The organism is Pseudomonas sp. C32 (genome assembly GCF_030417915.1).
In the GTDB taxonomy this organism is placed as follows: Bacteria; Pseudomonadota; Gammaproteobacteria; order Pseudomonadales; family Pseudomonadaceae; genus Aquipseudomonas.
Window position 1 is genome coordinate 41,546 of record NZ_JAUHUK010000010.1, and the last position, 15,546, is coordinate 57,091.

General features: G+C 59.2%; 18 protein-coding genes. 13 read left to right on the plus strand and 5 right to left on the minus strand.

What is annotated here, in order from left to right; all coding sequences use genetic code 11:
- Positions 1–165 precede the first annotated feature (165 nt).
- From livH to QYH43_RS13210, 4 genes are read left to right on the plus strand one after another with little or no spacing between them, the layout of a single operon-like run.
- Positions 166–1,089 carry a high-affinity branched-chain amino acid ABC transporter permease LivH gene (gene livH, locus QYH43_RS13195; RefSeq protein ID WP_095058735.1) on the plus strand — a complete coding sequence of 308 codons (924 nt, stop codon included), beginning with the start codon at positions 166–168 and terminating at the stop codon, positions 1,087–1,089.
- Positions 1,086–2,342: a high-affinity branched-chain amino acid ABC transporter permease LivM gene (locus QYH43_RS13200; protein ID WP_053155567.1), complete on the plus strand. Its 1,257-nt coding sequence runs from the start codon at positions 1,086–1,088 to the stop codon at positions 2,340–2,342. Before livH ends, QYH43_RS13200 begins: the two co-directional genes overlap by 4 nt.
- Positions 2,339–3,106 carry a high-affinity branched-chain amino acid ABC transporter ATP-binding protein LivG gene (gene livG / locus QYH43_RS13205; RefSeq protein WP_095058736.1) on the plus strand — a complete coding sequence of 256 codons (768 nt, stop codon included), beginning with the start codon at positions 2,339–2,341 and terminating at the stop codon, positions 3,104–3,106. Before QYH43_RS13200 ends, livG begins: the two co-directional genes overlap by 4 nt.
- A complete protein-coding gene (locus QYH43_RS13210) occupies positions 3,107–3,808 on the plus strand; it encodes an ABC transporter ATP-binding protein (RefSeq protein ID WP_095058737.1) in 702 nt (233 codons plus the stop codon).
- 175 nt (positions 3,809–3,983) lie between these two features.
- On the opposite strand, the gene QYH43_RS13215 is transcribed toward QYH43_RS13210, so the two are convergent.
- Positions 3,984–4,892 carry a LysR family transcriptional regulator gene (locus QYH43_RS13215; protein ID WP_301157166.1) on the minus strand — a complete coding sequence of 303 codons (909 nt, stop codon included), beginning with the start codon at positions 4,890–4,892 and terminating at the stop codon, positions 3,984–3,986.
- Between the two features lie 107 nt (positions 4,893–4,999).
- On the opposite strand from QYH43_RS13215, the gene QYH43_RS13220 reads away from it, so the two are divergent.
- From QYH43_RS13220 to QYH43_RS13230, 3 genes are all read left to right on the plus strand, one after another.
- Complete coding sequence (locus QYH43_RS13220) at positions 5,000–5,599, plus strand: short chain dehydrogenase (protein WP_095058739.1); 600 nt, start codon at positions 5,000–5,002, stop codon at positions 5,597–5,599.
- Positions 5,600–5,758: 159 nt separating this feature from the next.
- The gene (locus QYH43_RS13225) at positions 5,759–6,427 is read left to right on the plus strand and encodes a COG3650 family protein (RefSeq protein WP_095058740.1); all 669 of its coding nucleotides are present in this window, start codon (positions 5,759–5,761) and stop codon (positions 6,425–6,427) included.
- 107 nt (positions 6,428–6,534) lie between these two features.
- The gene (locus QYH43_RS13230) at positions 6,535–8,148 is read left to right on the plus strand and encodes an NAD(P)/FAD-dependent oxidoreductase (protein WP_095152605.1); all 1,614 of its coding nucleotides are present in this window, start codon (positions 6,535–6,537) and stop codon (positions 8,146–8,148) included.
- 109 nt (positions 8,149–8,257) lie between these two features.
- On the opposite strand, the gene QYH43_RS13235 is transcribed toward QYH43_RS13230, so the two are convergent.
- Positions 8,258–9,355: a PLP-dependent cysteine synthase family protein gene (locus QYH43_RS13235; protein WP_301157237.1), complete on the minus strand. Its 1,098-nt coding sequence runs from the start codon at positions 9,353–9,355 to the stop codon at positions 8,258–8,260.
- A 247-nt stretch (positions 9,356–9,602) separates the two neighbouring features.
- Here QYH43_RS13235 and nhaA point away from each other — a divergent pair, with 247 nt between their 5' ends.
- The 5 genes from nhaA (at position 9,603) to QYH43_RS13260 (ending at position 12,827) form a co-directional block, all read left to right on the plus strand.
- Entirely contained in the window at positions 9,603–10,793 is a 1,191-nt protein-coding gene (gene nhaA, locus QYH43_RS13240) for a Na+/H+ antiporter NhaA (RefSeq protein ID WP_095058743.1), read from the plus strand.
- Between the two features lie 116 nt (positions 10,794–10,909).
- Positions 10,910–12,136 carry a colicin E3/pyocin S6 family cytotoxin gene (locus QYH43_RS13245; protein WP_301157167.1) on the plus strand — a complete coding sequence of 409 codons (1,227 nt, stop codon included), beginning with the start codon at positions 10,910–10,912 and terminating at the stop codon, positions 12,134–12,136.
- Between the two features lie 7 nt (positions 12,137–12,143).
- Positions 12,144–12,398, plus strand: a complete 255-nt coding sequence (locus tag QYH43_RS13250) for a colicin E3-like toxin immunity protein (RefSeq protein WP_095058745.1) — start codon at positions 12,144–12,146, stop codon at positions 12,396–12,398.
- Positions 12,399–12,499: 101 nt separating this feature from the next.
- Positions 12,500–12,553: a hypothetical protein gene (locus tag QYH43_RS13255; protein ID WP_256580346.1), complete on the plus strand. Its 54-nt coding sequence runs from the start codon at positions 12,500–12,502 to the stop codon at positions 12,551–12,553.
- Between the two features lie 19 nt (positions 12,554–12,572).
- A complete protein-coding gene (locus QYH43_RS13260) occupies positions 12,573–12,827 on the plus strand; it encodes a pyocin S6 family toxin immunity protein (protein WP_301157168.1) in 255 nt (84 codons plus the stop codon).
- A 62-nt stretch (positions 12,828–12,889) separates the two neighbouring features.
- Here the strand turns inward: QYH43_RS13260 and QYH43_RS13265 are convergent, their stop codons facing one another.
- On the minus strand, positions 12,890–13,354 hold the full coding sequence (locus tag QYH43_RS13265) for a glycine zipper 2TM domain-containing protein (RefSeq protein ID WP_301157169.1): 465 nt from the start codon (positions 13,352–13,354) through the stop codon (positions 12,890–12,892).
- 167 nt (positions 13,355–13,521) lie between these two features.
- Here QYH43_RS13265 and QYH43_RS13270 point away from each other — a divergent pair, with 167 nt between their 5' ends.
- Positions 13,522–13,758, plus strand: coding sequence for a hypothetical protein (locus QYH43_RS13270; RefSeq protein ID WP_301157170.1), 237 nt, complete (start codon positions 13,522–13,524; stop codon positions 13,756–13,758).
- A gap of 5 nt (positions 13,759–13,763) precedes the next feature.
- Here the strand turns inward: QYH43_RS13270 and pdxH are convergent, their stop codons facing one another.
- On the minus strand, positions 13,764–14,411 hold the full coding sequence (gene pdxH / locus QYH43_RS13275) for a pyridoxamine 5'-phosphate oxidase (protein ID WP_301157171.1): 648 nt from the start codon (positions 14,409–14,411) through the stop codon (positions 13,764–13,766).
- Positions 14,412–14,435: 24 nt separating this feature from the next.
- Positions 14,436–15,515 (minus strand): OmpA family protein, encoded by a 1,080-nt coding sequence (locus tag QYH43_RS13280; RefSeq protein WP_301157172.1) that lies wholly within the window; start codon positions 15,513–15,515, stop codon positions 14,436–14,438.
- Positions 15,516–15,546: the final 31 nt, after the last annotated feature.

Sequence of the window (15,546 nt, forward strand, 5' to 3'; positions counted from 1 at the left end):
GGCCGCGCTGGCGTGATCCGCCAGTCTCCCCACCTGAAAATCTCAAAACCGTCATCAGCGGTTCGCTGGCAAACCCCGAATTCGAAGTGGATGCAGATCCACGGGGCTCGGGCGGGAAAATGACTCCACCAGTGAAATGCGTATCGGGTTTTTAGGAGCGCTGTAATGCCTGACATCTATCACTTCTTCCAACAGCTGGTTAATGGCCTGACCATTGGCAGCACGTATGCCCTGATCGCCATCGGCTATACGATGGTTTACGGCATCATTGGAATGATCAACTTCGCCCACGGCGAGGTGTACATGATCGGTTCCTACGTGGCGTTCATCGCCATCGCCGGGCTGGCCATGCTGGGACTCGACAGTGTTCCGCTGTTGATGACCGCCGCTTTCCTCGCCACCATCGTTGTAACAAGTGCCTACGGCTACAGCATCGAACGGATCGCCTACCGCCCCTTGCGCGGCAGCAACCGTCTGATCCCGCTGATCTCCGCCATCGGCATGTCGATCTTCCTGCAGAACACCGTTCTGCTGGCGCAAGACTCCAAGGACAAATCCATCCCCAACCTGATTCCGGGCAACTTTGCCTTTGGGCCAGGTGGCGCACATGAAGTGCTGATTTCCTACATGCAAATCGTGGTGTTCGTGGTGACCCTGATCGCCATGCTCGGCCTGACCCTGTTCATCTCCCGCTCTCGCCTGGGCCGCGCCTGCCGCGCCTGCGCCGAAGACATCAAGATGGCCAACCTGCTGGGTATCAACACCAACAACATCATCGCCCTGACCTTCGTCATCGGTGCTGCGCTGGCGGCCATCGCGGCCGTGCTGCTGAGCATGCAATACGGCGTGATCAACCCGAACGCCGGTTTCCTCGTCGGCCTCAAGGCCTTCACCGCCGCAGTACTGGGCGGCATCGGCAGCATTCCGGGCGCCATGCTCGGCGGGCTGGTACTGGGTGTGGCGGAAGCCTTTGGTGCCGATATCTTCGGCGACCAATACAAGGACGTCGTGGCCTTCGGTCTTCTGGTTCTGGTGTTGTTGTTCCGGCCAACCGGCCTGTTGGGCCGTCCGGAGGTTGAGAAGGTATGACTAGGAATCTTAAACAGGCACTGTTCAGTGCCTTGCTGGTGTGGGCCGTGGCCTACCCGGTACTGGGTCTGAAGCTGACCATCGTCGGCATCAACCTCGAAGTTCATGGCACCAGCAACGCCACCCTGATCACCATCGCGGTGTGCTCGGTGTTGATGTTCCTGCGGGTGCTGTTCGATCAACGGATCAGCTCGGCCTGGCGCTCGTCGCCAGGCATGCCGCTGATTCCGGCCAAGGCCAGCAACTTCCTGACCCTGCCGACCACCCAGCGCTGGATCATCATCGCGTTGATCGCCGGTGCCCTGGTCTGGCCGTTCTTCGGCTCCCGCGGTGCGGTGGATATCGCCACGCTGGTGTTGATCTACGTGATGCTCGGCCTCGGCCTGAACATCGTGGTCGGTCTGGCCGGTCTGCTTGACCTCGGTTACGTCGGTTTCTATGCCGTCGGCGCCTACAGCTACGCGCTGCTGTCGCACTACTTCGGCTTGAGCTTCTGGATCTGCCTGCCTATCGCGGGCCTGATGGCGGCCACCTTCGGCTTCCTGCTCGGTTTCCCGGTGCTGCGTCTGCGTGGCGACTACCTGGCGATCGTGACCCTGGGCTTCGGTGAAATCATCCGTCTGTTCCTGCGTAACCTGACAGACATCACCGGCGGTCCGAACGGCATCAGCAACATCGAGAAGCCAACGTTCTTCGGCCTGACCTTCGAACGTAAAGCCGCGGAAGGCATGCAAACCTTCCACGAGTACTTCGGCCTGCAATACAACTCGATCAACAAGGTGATCTTCCTTTACCTCGTTGCGCTGTTCCTGGCACTGGCTGCACTGTTCGTCATCAACCGTTTGCTGCGCATGCCGCTGGGCCGTGCGTGGGAAGCGTTGCGTGAAGACGAAATCGCCTGCCGCGCGCTGGGCCTGAACCCGACCCTCATCAAATTGTCTGCCTTCACCCTGGGTGCAAGCTTCGCCGGTTTCGCCGGTAGCTTCTTCGCCGCCCGTCAGGGTCTGGTGACACCGGAGTCCTTCACCTTCATCGAGTCGGCGATCATTCTCGCCATCGTGGTGCTGGGTGGCATGGGCTCGCAGCTGGGCGTGATCCTCGCTGCCGTGGTGATGATCCTGCTGCCGGAAATGATGCGTGAGTTCAGTGAGTACCGCATGTTGATGTTCGGTGCCTTGATGGTACTGATGATGATCTGGCGCCCTCAGGGTCTGCTGCCCATGCAACGTCCTCACATGGAGCTGCGCAAATGAGCCGCGAGATCCTTAAAGTAGAAAACCTGAGCATGCGCTTCGGCGGCTTGCTGGCGGTCAACGGCGTAGCCTTGAGCGTGAAAGAGAAACAAGTGGTTGCCCTGATCGGCCCCAACGGCGCCGGCAAGACCACCGTGTTCAACTGCCTGACCGGTTTCTACAAGCCGAGCGGCGGCAGCATCCTGCTCGACGGCGAGCCGATCGAAGGCCTGCCGGGCCACAAGATCGCCCTCAAAGGCGTGGTGCGCACCTTCCAGAACGTGCGGTTGTTCAAGGACATGACCGCGGTCGAGAACCTCTTGATCGCTCAGCACCGTCACCTGAACACCAACTTCCTGTCCGGCCTGTTCAAGACCCCGGCGTTTCGCAAAAGCGAACGCGAGGCCATGGATTTCGCCGAGTTCTGGCTGGACAAGGTCAACCTGCGCGAATTCGCCAACCGCCCGGCCGGTACTTTGGCTTACGGTCAGCAACGTCGCCTGGAAATTGCCCGCTGCATGATGACCCGTCCGCGGATCCTCATGCTCGACGAACCGGCCGCCGGCCTGAACCCGAAGGAAACCGAAGACCTCAAGGCGCTGATCAGCATGTTGCGCGAAGAGCACAACGTGACGGTGCTGCTGATCGAACACGACATGAAACTGGTCATGAGCATTTCCGACCACATCGTCGTGATCAACCAGGGCACCCCCCTGGCCGATGGCACGCCGGAACAGATCCGCGACAATCCTGAAGTGATCAAAGCCTACCTGGGGGAAGCGTAAATGCTGCAGTTCGAAAACGTTTCCACCTTCTACGGCAAGATCCAGGCCCTGCACAGCGTCAACGTCGAAGTCCGCCAGGGCGAGATCGTGACCCTGATCGGCGCCAACGGTGCCGGCAAGTCCACGCTGCTGATGACGCTTTGCGGTTCGCCGCGGGCCCACAGCGGCAGCATCCGCTACATGGGTGAGGAACTGGTCGGCCAGGACTCTTCGCATATCATGCGCAAGAGCATTGCGGTGGTGCCGGAAGGTCGTCGGGTGTTTTCCCGCCTGACCGTGGAGGAGAACCTGTCCATGGGCGGTTTCTTCACCGCCAAGGGCGACTATCAGGAACAGATGGACAAGGTCCTCGGACTTTTCCCACGCCTGAAAGAACGCTTCAGCCAACGCGGCGGCACCATGTCCGGCGGCGAACAGCAAATGCTCGCCATCGGCCGTGCGCTGATGAGCAAGCCCAAGCTGTTGCTGCTCGACGAGCCATCGTTGGGCCTGGCACCGATCATCATCCAGCAGATCTTCGACATCATCGAACAGCTGCGCAAGGACGGTGTGACGGTGTTCCTGGTCGAGCAGAACGCCAACCAGGCGCTGAAAATCGCTGACCGCGCCTACGTTCTGGAGAACGGCCGGGTGGTGATGCAAGGCACCGGTGAAGCCCTGCTGACCGACCCGAAAGTGCGCGAAGCGTACCTCGGCGGTTAAGCCTTTGCGGTAAACAAAAAAACGGCCTTCGGGCCGTTTTTTTGTACCCACACACAATTCCGAAAACAATGAATAACCCCTGTAGGAGCCGGCTTGCTGGCGATCGCGGTGTATCAGTCACCTTCTCTTTTGAATGTTACAACGCCATCGCCAGCAAGCCGGCTCCTACAAGGGCCTATAGCTTGTCCAGCGCCTCACCACTGCGCTTGAACCACCCAATCAAGTAATCCGCCAGCACCTGCGTACGCTTGGGCAACCCACCTTGATACGCATGCACCAGGTACATCGGCATGCTCCGGGTCTGATAATCGCGCAGGAGCCAGCGCAAACGTCCGTCAGCCAATTCCGCCGACAAACAATAAGACGGCAGGCGCGCAATCCCGGCGCCGGCCAGTGCGGCTTTTTTCAGCAAGTTGTAATGGTTGCTGGCGAACGGTCCCGACACCCGCACCTTCAGCAATTCATGCTGCTGGTGATACAGCCATTCTTCACGACCGCTGTAGTGACTGTTGAGCAAACAACGATGCTCGGCCAGCGCCTGGGGCGTTTGCGGTTCGCCGTACTGCTCCAGATAGGCCGGGCTGGCGCAGGTCATTTCGTGCCACGCCAACAACGGACGCGCCACCAGTCGCTGGTCTATCGCTACGTCCGAGCGGATCGCCAGGTCGAAACCGTCGCGGGACAAGTCACGGTAGCTGTTGTTGAGATCCAGCTCGATCTGCACCTCGGAATACTGGGCGGAAAACTCCAGCAACAGGCCATCGAAGAAGGTTTCTCCCAGCGAAACCGGAACCGTCATACGAATCGGACCCGCCATGTCGTCCTTCAATCGCGCCAATGCCTGACGCGCACGTTCAACCTGCACGACCAATGCCTGGGCTTGGGGCAGCAACGCCGCGCCCGCCGCCGTCAGGCTCAAGCGCCGCGTGGTGCGCTGCAGCAGAATCACGGAAAACTGTGCTTCCAGCTGACTGATGCGCTTGGACAATTGGCCCTTGCTGCACCCCAATTGCTGCGCCGCCAGGGTAAAACTCCCCGCTTCGATCAACACCGCGAACGCCGCCAGATCATCCATTTCGCTCATGGATTGTTTCCAATTGAAAACCAAAGGTTGCCTATTAGCGCGCTTATCAGCAGAAAAAACCACTCTAAACTGAGGCCTCGTTCACACCCACTTGAGGATCAGCCCCCATGAAAATTCTTTTGATCGGCGCAGGCGGCACCATTGGTTCGGCTGTCGACAAGGAACTGTCCCAACGCCACGAAATCATCCGCATCGGCCGCACCAGCGGTGATTTCCAGGTAGATATCAGTGACAGTGCTTCGATTCGCAAACTGTTCGAGCAGACCGGCAAGTTCGATGCGTTGATCTGCGCCGCCGGCAACGTGACCTTCGCGCCGCTGAATGAAATGACCGAAGACAGTTTTGCCCTCGGTCTGAAAGACAAGCTCATGGGCCAGGTCAACCTGCTGTTGATCGGCCGCGAATTCGCCAATGACGGTGCATCGTTCACCTTCACCACCGGCGTGCTCAGCCACGATCCGATCTACAGCGGCGCATCGGCGGCACTGGTCAACGGTGCACTGGACAGCTTTGTCCGCGCCGCCGCCATCGAATTGCCCCGCGGCTTGCGCGTGAACTCGATCAGCCCGAACGTCCTGGTGGAAGCCATGGGCAAATACGCGCCGTACTTCCGTGGGTTCAAACCGGTTCCTGCGGCGGATGTGGCGTTGGCCTACGCCAAAAGTGTGGAAGGCTTACAGACGGGTCAGACTTTTCAAGTGGGTTAATTCACCCAGAAAACCGTAGGAGCCGGCTTGCTGGCGATGGCGCCCTCCGATCGCTATCGCCAGCAAGCCGGCTCCTTCCGGTTGATCGACAACAATTGATGGGGTTGTGATGAACGGTCATGCTGAGTAACGTGGCGGCACTTGTCTGGAGAGCCAAAGATGCGTGTTGCCCGTTCCTTAGCCGTCGTTGCCCTGCTTCCTCTGTTCGCCGCCTGCCAATTGTTCGACAGCCCGCGTGAAAACGCCGCGAATGTCGGTCAAACCCGCCTGCAAGGGCAGTTGACGGCGGCGGATGGAAAACTGCTGTTCCAGCCGTGCAATCAGCCAAATCGTTACGTGGTCAACGACACGGGCGGTACCAGCATCCTGCAACAGGCTGCATCCCTGGCCGATGGCAAGGGCAAACTGTTTGCCGATGTGCGTGGCAAGGTTGTCTCCGGTAACGGTGCCGACGGCCAACTTGACCTGGAAACGCTGTACCGCATCGAGCGCTCGGGCACGGCATGTGACGATCCAAACTTCAAACTGTCGATTTTGCGTGCAGCGGGCCACAACCCGGAATGGACGATGAAAGTCAGCGGCAAAGGCCTGATCCTCGAGCGTGCCGGTCAGCCGCCATTGGCCGTGCCCTATGTTGAAGAGCAACTGGGCGATGGCCGTTTCAACCTCAGCACCGATGCCAATAACCAGCACATCGAACTGTGGGTTGCACCACAACGCTGCGTCGACAGCAGCACCGGCAGCATCCAGCACATGAGCGCGGAACTTCGAGTCGACGGAAAAGTGCAGCGCGGTTGCGCATCCTTCGGCGGTGCACGGGACGACTGATTCGACGAGAGGCGGTTTTTGCCTCACTGGACGGTGCCATTGGGGCTTATAATCGCCGGCTTCAAACGCCCTGGCGCAGTTGTGCGCCCCGCGAACCGGATCCCGCCATGTTACGAATCACCGAACTCAAGTTGCCGATCGACCATCCCGAAGAAGACCTGCGCCCTGCCATCGTGCAGCGCCTAGGCATCGCCAGTGATGACCTGCTCGACTTCACCTTGTTCAAGCGCAGCTACGATGCGCGAAAAAAGTCCTCCGAACTGTGCTTCATCTACACCATCGACCTCAACGTTCGCGATGAGGCGGCGGTGCTGCACACGTTCGCCGATGACCGTAACGTCAACGTGGCGCCGGATGTCAGCTACAAAGAAGTCGGCCAGGCGCCGGCCGACCTGAGTGCACGCCCGATCGTTGTCGGTTTCGGCCCGTGCGGGATTTTCGCCGGATTGTTGCTCGCACAAATGGGCTTCAAACCGATCATCCTCGAACGCGGCACCGAAGTACGCCAGCGCACCAAGGACACCTGGGGCCTGTGGCGCAAAAGCGTGCTCAACCCGGAATCCAACGTGCAGTTCGGCGAAGGCGGCGCAGGGACGTTCTCTGACGGCAAGCTCTACAGCCAGATCAAGGACCCGAAATTCCTCGGCCGCAAAGTGCTGCACGAATTCGTCAAGGCCGGTGCCCCGGAAGAAATCCTCTACGTCAGCAAGCCGCATATCGGTACATTCCGTCTGACCGGCGTGGTGGAAAACATGCGTGAGCAGATTCGCGCCATGGGCGGCGAAGTGCGCTTCCAGCAGCGTGTCACCGATGTGTTGATCGAAGACGGCCAACTGGTCGGCGTCGAACTCAACGGCGGCGAGCAGATCCATTCCAAACACGTGATCCTGGCCCTCGGTCACAGCGCCCGCGACACGTTCCGCATGCTTCACGGCCGTGGCGTGTTCATGGAAGCCAAGCCGTTCTCGGTGGGTTTCCGCATCGAGCACCCGCAATCACTGATCGACCGCGCGCGCCTGGGCAAGTACGCGGGCCACCCGAAACTGGGCGCCGCCGACTACAAACTGGTGCACCACGCCAAGAATGGCCGTTCGGTCTACAGCTTCTGCATGTGCCCGGGCGGCACCGTGGTGGCGGCGACCTCCGAGCCAAATCGCGTGGTCACCAACGGCATGAGCCAGTACTCGCGTAACGAGCGCAATGCCAACTCCGGGATCGTTGTCGGCATCACCCCGGAAGTCGATTTTCCGGGCGGCCCGCTGGCCGGTATCGAGTTGCAGGAGCGTCTTGAGTCCCACGCCTTTGTGCTGGGTGGCAGCAACTACGAAGCACCGGCGCAGTTGGTCGGCGATTTCATCGCGGGCAAACCGTCCACCGAACTGGGCAGTGTCGAGCCTTCCTACAAACCGGGCGTCGCTCTGGGCGATCTGGCCCTGGCCTTGCCGGACTTCGCCATCGAAGCGATTCGCGAAGCCTTGCCGGCGTTCGAGAAGCAGATTCGTGGTTACTCGTTGCACGACGCGGTGCTGACCGGCATCGAAACCCGCACATCGTCGCCGCTGCGCATTACCCGCAACGAATCGATGCAGAGCCTGAACGTGAAAGGCCTGTTCCCGGCCGGTGAAGGCGCGGGTTATGCGGGCGGGATTCTGTCGGCAGGTGTTGACGGGATTCGCATTGCAGAAGCCGTTGCCCGCGACATCCTCGGTCTCGAGGCCTGACCGGAACCCTGTAGGAGCTGGCTTGCCAGCGATAGCGGTGGATCAGCCAACATTCATGCTGAATCCGAACCCGTCTCGCCGGCAAGCCAGCTCCTACAGGTAATGGGTGTCAGATATTGGCGCGCAGCACGCTCGCCGGCAACGGCTCACCCCGCTCCACCGCCGCAGCCACCGTGGCAATCAATCCACTCAGTTCATACCCCTGAGCCTTGAGCCAGGCCTGATCGTAATAGGTCGTGGCATAGCGCTCGCCGCTGTCACACAGAATCGCCACCATCGACCCCGCCTCTCCTGCCGCCTTCATGTGCTGAGCCGCCATCAATGCGCCGATCAGGTTGGTCCCGCTCGACCCACCGACATGCCGTCCCAAGCGCTCCGCCAGGTAATGCATGGCTGCCAGTGACAACGCATCAGGCACCTTGACCATCGCATCGATCACCTTGGGCAGGAACGAGGCTTCCACCCGCGGCCGTCCAATGCCCTCGATCCGCGAACCGTGATCAAGGCGCAGGCTGGCATCGCCGGTCTGGTAGTAATCGAAGAACACCGAGCGCTCGGCATCGGCACACAGCACACGGGTGTCGTGCTGGCGATAACGCACGTATCGGCCCAGTGTGGCCGTGGTGCCGCCGGTGCCGGGGCTGGAAATCAGCCAGCTCGGCTCGGGATGCTGCTCGAATCGCATCTGATGGAAGATGGACTCGGCGATATTGTTGTTGGCCCGCCAGTCGGTGGCGCGCTCGGCATAGGTGAACTGGTCGATGAAATGCCCGTCGTGCTCACGCGCCAGGCGCTCGGATTCGGCGTAGATCTGGGTCGGGTCGTCGACCAAATGGCTTTGGCCACCGTAGAACGCGATCTGCGCGATCTTCTCTTTGGAGGTGGTGGCAGGCATCACCGCAATGAACGGCAAACCCAGCATGCGTGCAAAGTAAGCCTCGGAAATGGCGGTCGAGCCACTCGACGCTTCGATGACCGGCGCACCGGGTTTGAGCCAGCCGTTACACAGCGCATACAGGAACAGCGATCGCGCAAGGCGATGCTTCAGGCTGCCCGTGGGGTGGCTGGACTCATCCTTGAAATACAACTCGATGCCCGGAAAACCCGGCAGCGGCAAGGGGATCAGGTGGGTGTCGGCGCTGCGCTGGAAATCGGCTTCGATAATCCGGATCGCCTCGCGGGACCACTGTCGGTTGTCGCTCATGATGGGGTTCTCGTTGAATCAAGCAAAAATCGGCGTTGTTAAAGGGCTCAATCAACAAGCTTAGGAAAAATCCTGCAGCCGGCACAGATACAGCTGAGGTCCAATACGCCAGACAACTGCTAGGCTCATGCCCGAGCCATCTGGACGTTCTGTAACGGCATATAACAAAAAAGAATATAACTTTTGTTTTAACAACTAACAGTACTTGTTAGGGTGTAACACCTTTTGAATTCACGGATGGAGAGCGACCTTGCCTCTGCGTAGCACTTTCACGCGTTTCTTTCAGTTGGAAGCTGCCAGCGGTCTCTTATTGATCGCGGCTGCCGTTCTGGCTCTAGTCATCAACAATTCGCCACTGTCGTGGCTCTACACCGGGCTGCTGGACACCCCCGTCGTGGCCCAGATCGGCGCCCTGAAAATCGCCAAGCCGGCGCTACTGTGGATCAACGACGGCCTGATGGCGTTGTTCTTCCTGCTGATCGGCCTGGAAGTGAAACGCGAAGTCCTCGATGGCCAACTGTCCAAACCGTCGCAGATCGTATTGCCCGGTACCGCGGCAATTGGCGGCATGGTGGTGCCCGCGCTGATCTATTGGTTCCTCAACCGCGATAATCCAACCGCCCTGAGTGGCTGGGCAATCCCGACCGCTACCGATATCGCTTTTGCCCTGGGCGTTCTCGCGCTGTTGGGTAAACGTGTTCCGGTCTCGCTGAAACTGTTCCTGATGACCCTGGCGATCATTGACGACCTTGGCGCAATCATCATCATCGCGATCTTCTATTCCGGCTCGCTGTCGACCCTGTCCCTGACGTTGGCCGCAGCCTGTATCGCGACATTGATCGCGATGAACCGACTCGGCGTGGTGAAGCTCGGCCCCTACATGCTGGTTGGCTTGATCCTCTGGGTTTGCGTACTCAAGAGCGGTGTCCATGCCACGCTGGCTGGCGTCACTTTGGCGTTCTGCATTCCTTTGCGCACGAAAAACGCTGAGCCGTCCCCTCTGCTCAACCTTGAACATGCGCTGCACCCCTGGGTGGCCTACGGCATTCTGCCGCTGTTTGCGTTCGCCAACGCCGGCCTGTCCCTGAGTGGCGTGACCGTCGAAAGCTTCACCCACGACGTACCGATGGGCATTGCGGTTGGTCTGCTCCTCGGCAAAACCGTCGGGGTGTTTGCGCTGACGTGGTTCGCCGTCAAAATCGGTATCGCCACCCTCCCTCAAGGCGCCAATTGGGGCCAGATCCTGGGCGTGGCGATCCTCTGTGGCATCGGCTTTACCATGAGTCTGTTTGTCGGCTCCCTGGCCTTCGAACCAGGCGTCAGCGACTACGCCGGCATGGACCGCATGGGGATTTTGACCGGTTCGATTCTGGCGGCGTTGATCGGTTATGCCGTGACGGCGATGGCGAGCCGCAAAAGCACCGTCGTGGCTGCCCGATAAACAGCGACAGTTCCTAGCGTCATCCAGGACGCGTCCTACAGTCACGATCAAGCACCTTGGTTAACGTCGTGCAGCCCCTTCGCGGGGCTGTCGATGGACGTAACCAAGGATGATCAGTGGCTGGCAACAAGAACATTCCCCTCATCAGAAACCCGCCTCAGGGCGATGGGCATCACGTCACCTATCGCCAGATGACGGCCAGCGAACTCGCAGCACGGGACGCCCGGCAAAACGCCTACGAGGCAATGCTCGCCCGGCAGCAGGCGTTCGAAGACAGCCTCACGGTAGCCGCAAAAAAGGAAGAACCGACACGCGCAGGTTGCGTGTTCGCCAAGTCCTGCAACCTGCCTGACGCCATCATCGACTACACCAACCCTTCAGGAATGGTGCCGACCGACAGTCTCAAGGATTACGGCGACATCGCCTGGCTCGGCGGGCGTAATGTCGACGACGACGGCCTGCTGAATCTGGAAACCATCAGCGGCAGCACTGTCGCGCTTGGCGTCGGGCGTCTGGCCCTGAATGCCCCGAGTCTCGCCGCGCCGGTCATGGGTGCCATTGGAGCTACGGCGAGCGCTACCTTGACCGGGTTGGTCGCCCTGTTCTGGGCCCCGAGCCTGGGCGACAGCGCCCTCTACACCGAAGACCAACTGCGCAACCTCAAACAAGCCCGCACCCGCGTGCGCCTTCAGATCGAGCAACAAGCAGACGGCAGCCTCAAGGGTTACGGCTTCTACACCGGCAGGAACCGCGACTGGGAAATGGTCGATGTCGTGCAGATCACCGCCCGGGGCAGCCAATTCATCGCCGACCTCGGCGAAGGCATCGAACTGATCTGGACCCCGGCCGAAGACGGCACCAACACACTCGGCATCCCCGCCCTGCAAGCCGCCCCACAAGCCCCGCACATCTGGGTCTTCCCACCGACCAAAGCGGCGGACGACATCATCGTCAACCCGGTGTATCCGCCTGACTACAAGGATTTCATTCTTGTGTTTCCGGTGGGGTCGGGGGTTCGGCCGGTTTATGTTGTGGTGAGTGTTTCTGGCAGAAAACTCCCTAATCCAGAACATGGATATCACCCAGCTCCGGAAACAGAAGAAATTACAGGTTTTTCAAGTCTGAAAAAGGTGAAAAACAAAACTCCCAAGCAAGGAGGTGCGGGTCTCCGAGAGCGCTGGTCTGATGCCAAAGGTCGAAAAATCTACGAGTGGGACTCACAACATGGAGAACTGGAAGCCTATCGTGCGAGTGATGGAAGTCACCTAGGCTCTTTCGATCACTTAACAGGTAAGCAAATCGATCCACCCAAGAAAGAACGCAACATCAAAAAGTATTTGTGAGGCAGCAATGGGACTGAAAGTCAGATTGGATTGGTATAACAGGGACACAGAAATAGCAGAAGGGCAGGAATACTCTGCGGACCTTGGCGACGATTTTTCAATTATCCAAACTTTAGGTCTGCTGGATGAAAAGGAAATCTATGATGGCGGATTTGATGTTTCGGCGGGTTGGGTGGTGGCACTTCAGTGTCTATTCAAGCATCGAATCGATATTTCCACCCATGACTACCAAGTAGCATTTCGTTATCGAAAACCATGGTAGCCGGGAGATTAAAATGCATTCTATAAACTCGCCCCAGACTCAAAAAGCGGCGCTGTTGAGCTTTACGACAATCAGGTATTCACCTAGGTGAGATCAATCACATAACCGGTGAGCAAACTAAAAAAGCGAAGCCCGGCAGAACGACACCAAAGTGACCACAGAAATAGATCAAAAATGCGCTACCTATCCATCACGGGCTTTTACCCAGATGAGAAACAGGATCACTCATTGCAATTCGAGCTAACTATAAAAAACTACGAATTAAATCAAGCTCTGGCACAACTCACGGAATCGAAGACACTTGAGGAAATAGAGCCCGGAGAGTTAGAAATGACAAAAGGTCAGGTCAGGCAAGCTGCCAAGCTGCTCAATGTCGATTTTCCAGAAGACTTGGAATACTTCATAGGCACCCGGAACGCCTCCGAATAACTCAAGATAAAAACCCCGACCAGTCACCTGATCGGGGTTTTGTTTTTCACCCTACCTTCCGCTTAGTGCGAAACGCGGCTGGTCCCGTCAACAGTGGAGATGCGTACACGCTCGCCAACGCGGAACACTTCGTTTTCCTGAACCTGTTGCACGTAGGCGCGCATGCTGCCGTCGTCTTCGCGCACGGTGATTTCCACGCCCTGGGTACGGGTCAGGCCTTCTTCTGCGGCCGAGCCGATCAGGCCACCGGCGACTGCGCCGATGACCGCGGCGACGATGCTGCCACTGCCGCCGCCGATGGTGCTGCCACCAACGCCGCCGACCACTGCGCCTGCTGCACCGCCAATCGGGGTCTTGGTGCCTTCGATTTTGACAGGACGCAGGGCTTCGATGGTGCCCATGCGAATGGTCTGCACGCGACGTGCTTCGTCACGGGAATAGGAGTCACCGGTCAGGCTTGATTGGCAACCGGTGAGCAACATCGCCATCGTGGAAAAGGCAGCAACCAGCAGAACAGACTTACGCATAGCATCAACTCCAAAGGACAGGTATTCATTAAACTCCGCAGCTTGACGCCTGTCACGGCACGGCCCGGATAAAGTTGTTTTGATTCAGGCTGTGTTAAGTCGCCTTCACGAACTCACCGCACAGTGCGGCAAAATCGAAAAACTGCGCCACTGGCCCAAGGATTCATATGGACTACTTTATCATTGTCGCCACAACCGCCGCCGGTTTGTACTTCCATTGGTGGTTGTACGTGCGGATCAAACGCTGGATGGACCGCGACCTGGCATTGTCGTTGGCGGGTAAAGACGAGCAAAAAAAAGTCTTCATGCTCGAAAAGTTGGCAAGCGCTCAGGCGCAGAAGATCAAGCGTCGAGACCTGTCGAAGTGGCTTGAGGCCGCTGCGGCAGGTTATCCCGATCGGTAGACTGCTTAGGGTGCCAGACGTTCAAGAGTCCAGTTGGAGCCTTGTAGACGGTAGTTGAGGCGGTCGTGCAAGCGGCTCGGGCGCCCCTGCCAGAACTCGATGCGCTCGGGTAACAGGCGGTAGCCGCCCCAGTGTTCCGGGCAATGGGGCTGGGCATCGCTGAAGCGTTGCTCGGTGTCCTTGAGCAATGCTTCCAGCTCGGCACGATCAGCGATGACACGACTTTGCGGTGAAGCCCAGGCGCCCAGACGGCTGCCCAGCGGGCGAACCTGATAATACGCGTCGGACTCCTGCGGCGTGACCTTCACCACCCGTCCTTCGATGCGCACCTGGCGTTCCAGGGCCGGCCAGAAAAAGGTCATGGCCGCGAACGGGTTCGCAAACAGGTGCTTGCCCTTGGCGCTGTCGTAATTGGTAAAGAAGGTGAAGCCCTGCTCGTCCAGGCCTTTGAGCAGCAGAATGCGACAGTGCGGTCGACCGTCGGGGTCAACCGTGGCCAGGGTCATGGCGTTGGCTTCCACCGGTGCCTGTTCGGTTTTCACCGCGTCGGCGAACCACTGGTGGAACAGCGCAAACGGCTCGGCCGGGGCTTGCGCCTCGGTCAGGCCATCACGGGTGTAGTCACGACGCATATCAGCCAGGCCCTGGGTCATGGCGCATTCCTTTTGGTTAACGAATCACTTCTTTGCAGTATCGGTGGTGGCGACTTTCTTGTCAGCCGCGGAGGCCTTGGCCGGGCTGGTCTTTTTCGCCGGGGTAGCAGTTTTGGCAGGGGTTTTCTTGGCCGGTGCCTTTTGTGCCGGGGCTTTTTTCGCCGCTGGGACGCTGGCTTTTTTAGCGGCAGGTGCCGGTGTCACAGGCTTGGCGACGGGTTTGATGTCCTGCGCAGCGACCAGCGTGACGGGGCTCGGTGCTGGCATGTTGTACTTGCTCAGCAACGCAACCATGGTGTTTTGCGGCGTCACCAACAGTTCCACACGGCGGTTCAGCGCACGCCCTTCCGCGCTGTCGTTGGCGGCGCGCGGCGCATCGCTGCCCATGCCACGCAACATCAGACGGTCACGTTGCAGGCCACTGAGACGGAAAATCGCGGCGATAGACCGGGCACGGTCCTGGCTGAGCTTGATGTTGGCCGGCGCTGAACCGGACGTGTCGCTGTGACCGAGGATCAACACCGCAGTTTTCGGATCGACTTCGAGGATTTTGGCGACGCGGGTGAACGGGCCGAGGGTGACCGGCAGCAACATGGCCGGGCGATCCGGATTGAACGAGCCTTCGACCGGCGCCGTCACGACCAGCACGTTTTCGCGGCGTTCGAGTTGCAGGTTGCTGCCCTTGATCGCTTCGCGCAGACGCGGTTCGTAGTCGTCCAACCAGGCCTGGGTAACTTTCGGATCAGGCATCGGCACGGCTTTAGCGGTGCTTTGCTCGCTACCACCGAACGGCCACCACCACTGGCTGCCGGTATCGGCTCCGGTCTTGGCCACGGTGACGGGCTTAGCTTCGGGTTTCACTTCGGCTTTGGTTGCCGGCTGGTCGGAACCGAACGGCCAGTACCACGGGCTGCTGGTGTCAGCCTTGGCCACCGGTGCGGTTACCGCTGGTTTCAACGGCGCCGGGGCCGATTCTTTTGCTGCGACTTTGTCGGAGGAGCCGAACGACCACCAGCTACCGCCATCGGAATCTTTTTGTGGAGTCTGTGCGCAGCCGGTAATAGCGAAGCACAGGGCCAAGGCGAGGGTTTTATTGGATGACATTGGATATCCACAAAAATGAAGTCAAAAAACA